Here is an 11,888-nt window from a genome sequence, read left to right on the forward strand (position 1 = left end):
CGGCGCTCTAACGCCGGATGATTCGAGGTTGAACACCCCGGAGACTACGCCAACTCCCAATTCCAACCACTCCCGCTACGGCACCTCAGCGGGTCGGCGAATCCAGTATCGCTCGCCCGCGCCCTGGGCTGTGCTGAAAGTGAAGTGCTCATATTCCTATTGCCTCATACGCAGCAGCGATCCTGCGCATAGCCGAGACATAGGCGGCCGTTCTGTAGTCGCCGAGTTCAGGCTGCGCCTCAAGAAGATCAGCTATGTTCACCCAAGCGCCGCGCATAACGTCCTCGAGGCCGGAACGGACAAGATCGATCTCGGCGCCGCCTTCCAGGAACTCGTCACGCATCTCCGCCGGAAAAGGCTTGCCTGTCATGCGCTCAAGCGCTGTAGCGATGGTGTGGTTGCGCCGCTCGCGACGACGCCTTCCATCAAACCGAATGGGATGTGAGTAAGGTTCTTCACCCATTCGAAATAGCTCACCACCACTCCGCCTGCATTGACATAGAGATCGGGGAGGATTGTCGCTCCTCGGGAGCGCAGCAGTTGATCCGCCTGGAAGGTGACCGGGCCATTTGCGGCTTCGACGATGAGACGCGCCTTGATACGCTTGGCGTTGTCAATATGAATGGCATTCTCCATTGCCGCTGGAACAAGAATGTCGCATTCCTCTTCCACGCCTGTCATGTCACCAGCGAAAGATATGGCGTCGTCAAATCCCAGAATGCTGCCGGTTCGCATCTGATGCTGCTTCAGCGCCTCGATGGCAAGCCCCTCAGAGTTGGCGACATATCCGTCGCGTTCGGCAACCGCCTTGATACGCGCACCATCCTCTTCAGAGAGGAACTTGGCGGCGTGGTAGCCGACATTGCCAAACCCCTGAACGACGACAGTTGCCCCCTTCAGATCCCGCCGTCCAAAAATCCCCGCCGTACGCTGATCGCGGAGATAACTTTGAATGGCGAACTGGACCCACGGCCGGTCGCCTCCGTGCGTCCGGCGATTCCGCCCTTGGAGAGCGGCTTGCCTGTCACGCAAGCGCGCGCATTGACGATATCAGTGGGATTTGCTCGGCGGAACTCGTCCATCATCCAGGTCATTTCCCTCTCGCTCGTGCCTACGTCGGGGGCCGGTACGTTGAGCCCGGGACCGATCAGACCTCGCTTGGTGAGTTCTTGGGTGAAGCGGCGCGTGATGCGTTCTAGCTCCTGAGCAGTCCATTTGCGCGGGTCAATCTTGAGCGCACCCTTCGAGCCGCCGAATGGGACATCGACCAGCGCGCATTTGACCGTCATCAATGCTGCTAGCGCCTCCACCTCCTCGGCATCGGCATCGGGCGTAAACCGGATGCCGCCCTTGACGGGCTCGAATGTTCACTGTGCACCGAGCGCCAGCCGACAAAGCTGTACATGCGCCCACGCAGCCTGACGCCGAAGCGCACCGTATAGGTCGAGTTGCATTGAACGATCCGCTCGGAGAGCCCCTCCGGAAGGTCGATGAAGGACATCGCATGACGGAAGTTCTGGTCAACGCTCTGCAGAAAGTCCGTGGGAGCGGTAGGCAATTGAATAGCCCTCTCTGGACTAATCGCCGCTTGCGCTTCGCTCGACCGAAGTTCTGGCAGTTTCACCGCACCCAATGGAGAATTCCCTTTATCAATCCACTAAAGCCATCTCTGCAAAGCGCTCGGCCAAGTGTCGTGGAGGACGCAATATCGACCCGACGTCCGAGCGATTCACAGGCGATCTCTCAGATTTTATGGCCATCGCGGGTGAGTTCCTCCATGACAACACGAACGGCGCTTTCGGCGATTGCAACAATCTCTTCAGCCTCAGCCTTGGTTGTTACGAGCGGTGGAGCAAAGCCAAGAATATCTCCATGTGGCATGGCGCGGGCAATCAGTCCGCGGTCGCGAGCGGCCTTTGAGATGCGTGCGCCAACCTTGAGCGAGGGATCGAAACGCTTCTTGTTCTCGCGATCGGCGACAAATTCGATGGCGCCCATCAGGCCGACGCCACGCACCTCACCGACGATCGGCAACTGCGCGAACTTCTCCCTCAGCTGTCCCTGGAAAAAGGCACCGACGTCACGGGCGTTGCCAGGGAGGTCTTCCTTCTCGACAATGTCGAGAACCGCGTTCGCCGCGGCTGCTCCGATCGGATGACCCGAGTAGGTGTACCCGTGCGAGAATGCGCCAACCTTGTCAGCCCCGTCTTCCAGGACCTGGTAGACCTTCTCGCCAACAATCGCGCCCGAGAGCGGGAAGTAGGCGGAGGTCAGGCCTTTCGCGATCGTGATCAGGTCGGGCTCGATGCCATAGTGATGCGAGCCGAACATCGATCCCGTGCGGCCGAAGCCAGTAATGACCTCGTCGGCGATAAGCAGCACATCGTGCTTCTTGAGAACGGCCTGGATCGCTTGCCAGTAACCTTCCGGCGGAGGTGTAATGCCTCCGGTGCCGAGCACCGGCTCACCGATGAAGGCGCCGACATTGTCTGGGCCGAGCCGTTCGATCAGCTGATCAAGTTCCTGGGCCCGCCGCGCTGAGAAATCGCGCTCGGTCTCGCCTGGGTTTGCGCCCCAGTAATGATGCGGGACACTGGTGTGAACAATCTGCGGAAGCGGCAGGTCCATATGGTCGTGATAGAAGCTCATGCCCGTCATCGAGCCGGAGACGACGCTGCAGCCGTGATAGCCGCGTTCACGGGAGATGATCTTTTTCTTGGTCGGCTTGCCGCGAAGATTATTGTAATACCAGACGAGCTTGGCCTGGGTCTCGTTGGCGTCCGAGCCGGACATTCCGTAGAACACCTTGCTCATCTTGCCAGGCGCCATCTTGACCAGGCGATCAGAGAGGATCGCGAGCTCGTCTGTCGTGTGCGCCGCATAAGAGTGATAATAAGCTAGGCGATGGGCTTGACGCGAGATCGCTTCAGCCACTTCGGTACGGCCATAGCCGACATTGACGCAATAGAGGCCGGCAAAACCATCGATAAATTGGTTGCCATGCGCGTCCTGAATGCGGATTCCTTTCCCTGTCTCGACGATCGTCGGCTCGCCGAGCTTACCGATAGCGAAATCCTTGAGCTGAGTGAAAGGATGCAGCACCGAGTTCCGGTCCTTTTCGCTTATTTCTTTGATATTGAAGGTCATTAGATGCTTCCTTTCAGGCCGCGATGTTGCTGTTACAGACGTATTTGGGTTCGAGATGTTCGGCGAGACCATGCCTTGAGCCCTCGCGGCCAAGGCCGGATTGTTTCCAGCCGCCGAACGGAATGCTGGCTCCGGTAAATTTTGGTGTATTGACGGCAACCATGCCGTACTCAAGGCGGGCGGTGAGCCGCATCGCGCGGTTAAGGTCTCGGGTGTAAACATACGCCGCGAGGCCCATCTCCGATTTGTTCGCGCGCTCAAGCACCTCGCCTTCGTCTTCGAAGGGCAGGATCGCAGCCACAGGACCAAACGTTTCGTCCTTTGCAACCAGCATGTCATCGGTCACATCGGCAAGCACGGTCGGCGGGACGAAGTTCCCACCAAGCGGATTATCCTGTGCGCCCGTTGCCATCCGAGCCCCCGCTGCCAGAGCCTCAGAAATCTGTTGCCTGCGCTTGTTAGCACTAGCCGCCTTTGTCATCGGACCGATGTCCACACCCGGCTCCAATCCGTGGCCGACCTGTAGTTTGCCGGTGGCCTTGGCAAATTTTTCTACGAAATGACCGTAGACCCCTCGCTGCACATAAATCCGGTTCGTCGCGAAATCCTGGCCTGATGTTGCGAATTTGGCTGCCATGCAGTCAGCGAACGCAGCGTCGACTGGCGCGTCGCAGAAAAGAATGAAAGGAGCATTACCCCCAAGTTCGAGCGAGGCCTTCTTCACAGTCTTCGCGGATTGCTCGAGCAGGATTCGGCCGACCTCGGTCGAACCCGTAAAAGAGAATGCACGCACGTCGGTATGCTTCAAAAGCTTTTGCGCAAGTGGCGCAGCTTCGCCAGTGATCACTTGAAACACACCCGGCGGGATTCCCGCAGCCTCGGCGAGACGGGCAAGGGCAAGCGCCGATAAGGGCGTTTCCGGTGCCGGCTTTACGTTCATTGTGCAGCCAGCAGCCAGCCCGGCCCCAGCTTTTCTGGTAATCATTGCCGATGGAAAGTTCCATGGCGTAATGGCGACGGTCACCCCAATCGGCTGCAAATTCACGGCCAGCCTGCTTCTGGCGAGATGGCTGGGGATAGTTTCGCCATAAGCCCGTTCGCCTTCTCCCGCAAACCAGTCAAGAAACCCAGCAGCGTATGAAAGCTCGGCTCTGGCTTCAGCGATCGGTTTACCTCGCTTGGCGGTTATGATGACAGCCAGGTCTTCTGCGTTTTCTCGTATACTTATCGCCCATTTCCGCAGAACTACACCACGTTCTAAAGGAAGCATGTCGCGCCACTGGAGAAACGCTGCTCTCGAAAAAAGAACCGCGTCATCAATGTCGGAATCTACGCAAGCCGCTACTTGAGCCAACTCGTCACCGTTTGCAGGATCAAACACGCTGATAGTATCCGGCCTCGAGAGCCAGGCGCCCTTCACATACGCACTTCCTCGCAGAAGGTCTGGCCGTTTGAGCCTGCGTAGTGCGGCGATCGAGGTGCCCCTCATCTAAGACTCCATTAGATGTGTAGTGTCCACTAGATTATTGGTGGTTCCGCGCCGATCGGCAGCGCAATTGGGGCTCTTTGGGCTGCATTCCTGCAATCAAGAGCTAATCCACGCAGAATTGATCCTGATACAGACGTCTGGCTCCGCCCGAGCAGGTCAAATGAACAATTGCCAGGCGTCGGTAAACGGCGCTTGCCGCTAAAGAGCCCAGCAAGTCGAGATCACGCAAACGGGCCGGCATTCCAACCACGGTCCCGGGCTGATTCCTCAGCCATTCGTTTCGCCTCACAACCATTGCGCACAACGTGAGGTGCGCGTTCGCGGGGCAACCCTGTCAGCGCTCCGGGAATCGGACTCCAATGTCCCCAATCAGACGCAACCACTGGTCTCTCGCTGCGACACATCCAATCCAAAAATGTTTCACTAAGGCCTCCCGCCGTGGTACGGACCCTTATGCTCGGCAGTGTGGGAGGGGCGGCGTCGCGAGGCGTCCCCCTATCCCGATCAATTACAACCAAGCCAGGGTGAGAATACTGAATCCCAACAGACCCTAGTACGGTTTTACGGATTTGAATACAATTGGCCCATCGCGCCAAAGACATCGACATGCTCAAGCAACGGACAGAACGCCGGTGCTACCCCGCCAGTGTTCAGCGCACAGATCTGCATACCGACATGGACGAGCTGCAGCGGTTCTTCTCGCCATACGCGGCGCCGGGGGCGGCGCGCGCACCTCCATTTCCATCAGCCGTTCGGCGCGAAGCCGATCATCCAGGGCAGCAGATCAACATCCAAGTCTTCTCCACGAGCGGTACGCGTCCGAGGAGGGCCGCCTTGCGGGCGAACGGAGGGTGTAGCTGACTGTCGGTATGGATATCGCTACTGATTGTCGCCAAGTCACTCGTCTCGAGATTGTTGACACTGGCCGCCGGCGCCGCTGGTCGGAGGGGGAGAAGCTGCGGATCGTCGAGGAGAGCTATTCGGCTCAGCGGCAGGCATCCGCGACAGCGCGGCGTCACGGGATTTCCACCCCACCGCTGTTTGCTTGGCGCAAGGCTCATCGCGAGGGTCGGCTTGGCGAAGGTGGCGTCTGCGGTTTCGAGCCAACGATGATCGTACCGGAGCAGCCAAAGAAGAGGTCCAGAACCGGCTGGCGGGCGCCATGGAAGTGGTGAGCGTGAATGGCCGCAGGGTCATCGTCGAGCCCGACGTGGACGTGGAAGCGCTGCTTCGGGTCATGCGCGGCCTGGAAACGCTGCGATGATCCCAATTCCGACGGGGGTGCGAGTGTGGCTGGCGACGGGGCACACCGACGTGCGCTGCGGCTTTCCCAGCCTTGCTCTACGCGTGCAGGAGATCTTGAAGAAGGATCCGCTGAGCGGTCATATTTTTTGCTTTCGCGGTAAAAGAGGTGATCTCCTGAAGATTATTTGGCAATGATGCGTAAGGATCGTGCCTGTTTACGAGACGTCTTGAGCGCGGCCGCTACATCTGGCCACCTCTGGCAGACGGAAGCGTTACGATGTCAACGGCGCATTTGAGCTATCTCCTGTCCGGGATCGATTGGCGTAACGTCTAACGCGGGTCGGCTAGCATTTACATTTTGAAATTGCAGGCAAAATCTGATCCACTGGCCTTAAGACGTTGAAGCCGGATGATCTTCCTTCGGACCTCGCGAGTGCCCTGGCGGCACTGCGGGCCAAACGCGAAGCACGGCGACAAGCTGAGGCGGTGGCTGCCAGCGCGCAGGCGAAACTATCGGACACCGAGGCGCTGATTGCACATCTACACGTATGATCGAGAAGCTGAAGCGCGAGAAATACGGCCAGCGTTCCGAACGCACGGCGCGCCTGATCAGCAGATGGAAACTTCAGCTTGAGACCTCGTGACCGCGGCGAGCGAGGATGAGCTTGCCGCGGCCGCTGCGGCGGCGAAGACCCAGAGCGTGCGCGCCTTCGCGCGCAAGCGACCAGTGCGTAAGCCCTGGCCAGAGAATATCGACGCGAGCGCGTCATCATCGAGCCTCCCACCGCCTGCGCCTGCTGCGGCGGACCCCGGCTGTCCAAGCTGGGCGAGGACGTGACCGAGACGCTGGAGGAGATCCAGCGCCGCTTCAAGCTGATCGAAACGGTGCGCGAAAAGTTTACCTGCCGCGACCGCGAGAAGATCACCCAGCCGCCGGCGCCGTTCCATGTCACACCGCGCGGCTTCATCGGTCCCCAACTGCTGGCGACAATCCTGTTCGACAAGTTTGGCATGCATGCTCCACTCAACCGCCAGAGCGCGCGCTTCAAGCCCGAGGGGATCGAGCTGCCGCTGTCGACGCTGGCCGATCAGGTCGGCCACGGAACCTTCGCCGTCATGCCGCTCGTCCAGCTGATCGAGCGCCATGTGCTCGCGGCCGAGCGCCTTCATGGCGACGACACCACCATTCCCATCCTGGCGAAGGGCAAGCGCGCGACCGGGCGCATATGGACCTATACGCGCGATTATGCGCACCCGATGATTATGCGCAGCTCATCGGGACAGGAGCGTATAACCATCGGTTTCCCTAACTATTTCCAACTGGTGAACTGCGCATAATTATTAAAGGCTCAACAGGAACTGCATGAGCTGATCCGGCGGTCGATACCGGCTTTGACTGGCCGTCATGGGCTGCAGCCGGTTGAGCGTACGCTCTTTCATGGCGAGATCCGCCTGAAGGTACATGTGCGTTGGGCGAGGCGCGAAGAGCGGTCACAAGATCGCAGATCTCCTGCTCCGAATAGATGTGCGTTGCGAGGCGGCGATGTGAACGACCAAAGGTCGCCGTTTGTGGGAACTCGGTGCCGGGATCAAGCCGGGCAAAATACCTCGCGAACGGGCGAAGGGCCTCGAGGCGCCGGGCCCATGAGAAAGGACTGGCCCGTTAGGTCTGGCCTTGCACCCAGTTCAGGACGATATCGTTAGTGAGCGGGCCACTATGACCGCGCTCGTCGGCAAACAAGGCGAAGGCGGTGATTTGATGGCCCTGCATCCTGAGGGCGAAACCAAGGGCGCGGCGTTCGGACAAATAGTCCTCTGCCAGCGAGGGCATGGTGCGCGCGCCGGTCATTGCGCCTCCCCGGCCAGGGTAGGGCCACGGCTGCAAGATTGGTCAGATCGACCTTTGCGTAAATGGCGGACGTGTCGAGGCTTCGATGCCGCAGGATGTCCGCAATCTCCTTCATCGGCGCGCCGGCGCGCAGAAGTCGGCTCGCCATGCTGTGGCGGAGAATGTGGACACCGGTCCGCGTCCATCCACATCGTCGGTAGCCGGCCAGCACCGCGCGTTTGACGCTCTTGGTCGCGATCGGCTCGTCGTAGGGGGCAACATGGCGAACAAATATGGCCCGGTTCGACGTCGCGGGCCGCTCCTCGTGCAGATAGGCTGCAATCGCCGCTCCCGTCTCGGACGGTAGCGGCAGAGCATCCGCGCGTCGGCTTTTGGTGCCGACAAGCTTGATCCTGCCATCGGCCCAGTTGATGTCGTCAAGCTGCAGCTTGACGACTTCGCTGGATCGCAGACCGAGATCGATCAGGCAACGCACCATCGCATAAGCCCGCAGGCGCGACGGGAACGCCTGATCAAAGGAACTCAGCAGCTCGTCGATCTCGGCGCCGGTCAGCACCTCAGGCAATGAAGCCAACCGCCAGTGGGCGACCCGGGGAATCGCGGCCTTCAGTTCGCCCACCCGGTCGCCGGACATGCTGCGGAAGCGGAGATAGCAGCCAATGATGACGCCGACCGCGGCGGTGGTGGGTCTTCGCCCCTGTTTGCCAAGGACGAAGCGGCTGATGGGTGCGGTGTTGACCGTCACCAGGGAGATCGGCTGCTCGCCGAAATGCTCGACAAGAAATCCTCCGATCACTCGGCAACGCTTCCGACAGGTGTTGTCCGCCAGTCCCCTGACGTCGCGCATGTGGGCATCGGTGCGGATTTCACTAAATTGGGACAGCCGTTTCAGTAAATCGCGGACAAGCGTTTCGCTAAGTCGCGGGCAACGGAAGCGATCGAGTTCCGGTTGCCTTGTTGCTGTTAGGAGTGATTGATTTCGGTTATTTCGCTGCCGGTCAAGAGCGTCGATGGTTTTCGCTTTCGCATGCTGTCGCCTTCGAGCGTTATGCGGTGCGCATTGTGAACGATACGGTCCAGGATCGCATCGGCTAAAGTGACCTCTCCGATCATTTCATGCCAGGCGGCCACAGGAAGTTGAGCCGTGATCAGCGTCGATTTCCGCCGGTATCGCTCCTCGAAGATTTCGAGCAGATCGAGGCGCTGCCTGTCGCTCAGCGTATGCGTTCCCCAATCGTCGAGGATCAGCAGCTGGACGCGAGCGAGTTTATCGATAAGGCGCGGGAAGCGTCCGTCGAGCCTTGCAAGTGCGAGATCCTCGAAGAGCCGTGGCATGCGAACGTAGAGCACGGAATAGTCCAGACGGGCCGCCTGTCGTCCGAAGGCGCAGGCAATCCATGTCTTTCCGGTGCCCGTTTGGCCTGTCAGAATCAAGTTCTCGTTTGCCTTCAGCCATGCCCCCTGCGCCAAGGATAAGACGTTCCGGCGATCAAGGCCGCGGTGAGTGCTAAAATCGATGTCTTCGATCGAGGCATTGGCAAAACGCAGCTTTGCTGTTGCCAACCGATTGGTCAGCCGTTTGTCTGTTCTCAGTGCGATCTCGCGGTCGAGCATCAGGCCGAGCCGCTCGTCAAAGCTGAGGTCGTTTCCATGGACCTGCTCGGCAAGCTCGCGATAGGCCGCGACCATTCCGGCAAGGCCGAGCGTGTGCATTTGATCAAGGGTTGGATGTGTCAGCATCTGGGTGTTTTCCTTTCTCATTGATAGTAGGTTTTGCCGCGGATATTGCCGTGCGGCGGTGCCGGCTTGACGGCCTCGCTCACGGGCGCAGCTTGGTCGAGACCAGATTTGAGAATGTTGGCGACGGACGAATAGCTCATTGCATTGAAAAGGCACGCTCGCACGCCATTTCCAGGCGATCGGATTTGTAGCGTCGCGCCAAGGAAAGGACGCCCTGCGCGGATCGATAGCCTTGTTCCGGATGCGGGCGGTCACTCAGCAGACGCTCGATAAATATCGCCGTATTGCTCCCGACTTTTGCCGCTTCCTTGCGCAACGTGTGAGGCGTCGTGTTTGCATAGCGCTGGTGGGACTTCGGCATATGCTCATTGACGGTAATATGGCCCGAGCGCTGCGAGCTTCTGATGTGGCTGGCGATCCGCTTATGGTCAAAGAAGATCTCGACCGCCCGGTAGGTCAGTCTCACATCGACCCGCCTGCCGATCAGACCGTGCGGCACGGAGTAGAAGGTCTTGTCGACTTCGACATGATAGTCGGGATGGACCTTGGCGACTTTCCATTCTGCATATTCAAACGGTGTTGCCGGCAGTGGCTTGAGCTGGGTGCGTTCGATCTCATCAAACAACGCACGGCGGGATTTGCCATAACGGCGCATGGTCCGGCCGTTGAGGTCTTCGATCAAACTGCTGATCCGGATATTGAGATCAGCAAGGCTGAAGAAGCGTTCATTTCGAAGCCTGGCCAGCACCCACCTCTCGACGATTAAAACTGAACCTTCGGCGGATGGCTTATCCCGAGGACGTTTTGGCCGCGCTGGCAGGATGGTCGTATCGTAGTGCTCGGCGAAGGCGGCGAAGGTCGCATTTAACGTCGGCTCGAACCAAAGAGCCTTGGCAACCGCGGATTTGAGATTGTCGCAGATCGTCCTCTTCGTCGCGCCGCCGAAGTAACTGAAGGCCCGTTGGTTCGCTTCGATCCAATCCGGCAGCTTCTGGCTGAAGCTTCGCATAAGAGAACGTCAATTGAGACGCGCTCAGCACCGCGACGTAAATCTGCGCTGCGCGGATCTCTCCTGTCGACGGGTCGACGACGGGGATCGTGTGGCCAGCATAGTCGCACTCCATGGCGACGCCAGCAACGTGCCGGCTGCGATAGCTGGGTTTGACGCGGCTTTCGTATTCGGCAAAACGGCAGCAGAACCAGGTGTAGCCATAGCCGTCCAGATGGCTCTCACGATATTCCTGCCACAGCAGATTGAGCGTCACGCCCTTGCGCTTCAGCTCGCTGGCAATCTTCGGCCAGTCCGGCTCATCGATGTCACGCGGCGGCCGTCCCATCCGGCGAAAGAGCCGTCGCTCCAGAACCTCGTCATCGTCCAGTCCAGGGGGCAGCGGCCAGACCGCAAGTCCGGCTTCCCGTGCCCGCAGCAGATACGTCGATACCGACGTCTTGCTGATCTTCAAACGCTCCGAAACGGCCCGCACAGGGAGTTCCTGCTCGAACGTCAGCCGCAGTATCGATCGGATGTCCTTCACGCTCGTATGTCTCGCTCGCTTCCGTCTCGGCATTGATGTCCTCGCTTCGAATACGAGGGCAAAATGCCAGATCGGCGCTCACGAAAATCGACCTAATTCCGCCGCCTGTTTTGTCCGCGACTTACTGAAATCCCTGTCCCGAACTTACTGAAATCCGTGTCCGCGACTTACTGAATTCCTTGTCCGGGACTTTGCGAAACCCGCAGGCATCGGAGCGCGTCAGCTCCTGTTCGATGTTGGAATTGCAGGCAGGAGACTGCAGCACCACCCCGCCGGCTTCGAGTACCTCCAGAAGATGGCCCAGTGCCGCCTGCGGCTCACGGCAAACGACGGACCGGGTCGGGGCAGGCGCACGCCGGCAGGTGCTCCGAGACGAAAGCGCATAACGGCGCTTTGGCCGATCGCTTCCAGGTCGCACCTTTCCTGACCCAGCCAATGGGCGAAGTGAGCGACGCAGCGCAGATAGGCGCGCTGCGTGTTCGGCGCATATCTTCCTCGCTGCAAGTGCTCACCGTACTGCGAAACGTAGGGCCGAAGAATACTGCCCTGCAGCCAAGCGCGGGGCTGTGGCTGAAGGATGGTAAGCGGGTAGCTGATGCCGTTCAGCGCTGGTAGTTCCAAGGCATGAGCGCCTCGATAGCGCTGTTTGGCCAGCCATTGGCGATGCGCTCGAGGGTCTGGGTGAGCCAGGCGTGCGGATCGACCTGGTTCATCTTGGCCGTGGTCAGCAGCGTGGCGATGGTGGCCCATGTCCGTCCGCCGCCGTCGCTGCCCGCGAAGAGGCTGTTCTTTCGGGTAATTGCCATCTCGGGGTCATTCTGCCCATGTTGGGCAGGAGGTCGAGGTCCATTACCGTTGGCACCCGTATTTCGGACGTCGGCTT

Annotated in this window: 8 protein-coding genes and 3 pseudogenes; 4 read left to right on the forward strand and 7 right to left on the reverse strand. The window is 59.5% G+C overall.

Annotation, left to right across the window (positions count from 1 at the left end):
• Nucleotides 1-148: 148 nt before the first annotated feature.
• The 3 genes and pseudogenes from NKH63_RS30955 to NKH63_RS30965 form a co-directional block, all read right to left on the reverse strand.
• A pseudogene (locus tag NKH63_RS30955) lies at nucleotides 149-1,501 on the reverse strand (Glu/Leu/Phe/Val family dehydrogenase).
• A 242-nt stretch (nucleotides 1,502-1,743) separates the two neighbouring features.
• Nucleotides 1,744-3,147 carry an aspartate aminotransferase family protein gene (locus NKH63_RS30960; RefSeq protein WP_352920432.1) on the reverse strand — a complete coding sequence of 468 codons (1,404 nt, stop codon included), beginning with the start codon at nucleotides 3,145-3,147 and terminating at the stop codon, nucleotides 1,744-1,746.
• 13 nt (nucleotides 3,148-3,160) lie between these two features.
• Nucleotides 3,161-4,636, reverse strand: a complete 1,476-nt coding sequence (locus NKH63_RS30965) for an NAD-dependent succinate-semialdehyde dehydrogenase (RefSeq protein WP_352920435.1) — start codon at nucleotides 4,634-4,636, stop codon at nucleotides 3,161-3,163.
• Nucleotides 4,637-5,505: 869 nt separating this feature from the next.
• Here NKH63_RS30965 and NKH63_RS30970 point away from each other — a divergent pair.
• The 4 genes and pseudogenes from NKH63_RS30970 to NKH63_RS30985 all read left to right on the forward strand — a co-directional run.
• Nucleotides 5,506-5,811 carry a transposase gene (locus tag NKH63_RS30970; protein ID WP_352920438.1) on the forward strand — a complete coding sequence of 102 codons (306 nt, stop codon included), beginning with the start codon at nucleotides 5,506-5,508 and terminating at the stop codon, nucleotides 5,809-5,811.
• 85 nt (nucleotides 5,812-5,896) lie between these two features.
• On the forward strand, nucleotides 5,897-6,076 hold the full coding sequence (tnpB, locus tag NKH63_RS30975) for an IS66 family insertion sequence element accessory protein TnpB (RefSeq protein ID WP_352920441.1): 180 nt from the start codon (nucleotides 5,897-5,899) through the stop codon (nucleotides 6,074-6,076).
• A gap of 61 nt (nucleotides 6,077-6,137) precedes the next feature.
• The gene (locus NKH63_RS30980; protein WP_352920451.1) at nucleotides 6,138-6,215 is read left to right on the forward strand and encodes a hypothetical protein; all 78 of its coding nucleotides are present in this window, start codon (nucleotides 6,138-6,140) and stop codon (nucleotides 6,213-6,215) included.
• 65 nt (nucleotides 6,216-6,280) lie between these two features.
• Nucleotides 6,281-7,126, forward strand: a pseudogene (locus NKH63_RS30985) (IS66 family transposase); the annotation flags it as partial.
• 470 nt (nucleotides 7,127-7,596) lie between these two features.
• On the opposite strand, the gene NKH63_RS30990 reads toward NKH63_RS30985, so the two are convergent.
• From NKH63_RS30990 to NKH63_RS31005, 4 genes and pseudogenes are all read right to left on the reverse strand, one after another.
• Entirely contained in the window at nucleotides 7,597-8,577 is a 981-nt protein-coding gene (locus NKH63_RS30990) for a site-specific integrase (protein WP_352920445.1), read from the reverse strand.
• Between the two features lie 116 nt (nucleotides 8,578-8,693).
• Complete coding sequence (gene istB / locus NKH63_RS30995; RefSeq protein WP_031212798.1) at nucleotides 8,694-9,470, reverse strand: IS21-like element helper ATPase IstB; 777 nt, start codon at nucleotides 9,468-9,470, stop codon at nucleotides 8,694-8,696.
• Nucleotides 9,471-9,487: 17 nt separating this feature from the next.
• Nucleotides 9,488-11,038: pseudogene (gene istA, locus NKH63_RS31000) on the reverse strand (IS21 family transposase).
• 569 nt (nucleotides 11,039-11,607) lie between these two features.
• The coding region (locus tag NKH63_RS31005; RefSeq protein WP_352920448.1) for a transposase domain-containing protein at nucleotides 11,608-11,888 on the reverse strand (281 nt) is incomplete at its 5' end.

The sequence above is a fragment of the Mesorhizobium sp. M0960 genome, from assembly GCF_040319055.1.
Taxonomy (GTDB): domain Bacteria; phylum Pseudomonadota; class Alphaproteobacteria; order Rhizobiales; family Rhizobiaceae; genus Mesorhizobium.

Coding starts and splice junctions, on each gene's coding strand:
- NKH63_RS30960 (WP_352920432.1), bottom strand. CDS start 3,147: ATGACCTTCAATATCAAAGAAATAAGCGAAAAGGACCGGAACTCGGTG.
- NKH63_RS30965 (WP_352920435.1), bottom strand. CDS start 4,636: ATGAGGGGCACCTCGATCGCCGCACTACGCAGGCTCAAACGGCCAGAC.
- NKH63_RS30970 (WP_352920438.1), top strand. CDS start 5,506: ATGGATATCGCTACTGATTGTCGCCAAGTCACTCGTCTCGAGATTGTT.
- istB (WP_031212798.1), bottom strand. CDS start 9,470: ATGCTGACACATCCAACCCTTGATCAAATGCACACGCTCGGCCTTGCC.
- tnpB (WP_352920441.1), top strand. CDS start 5,897: ATGATCCCAATTCCGACGGGGGTGCGAGTGTGGCTGGCGACGGGGCAC.
- NKH63_RS30990 (WP_352920445.1), bottom strand. CDS start 8,577: ATGCGCGACGTCAGGGGACTGGCGGACAACACCTGTCGGAAGCGTTGC.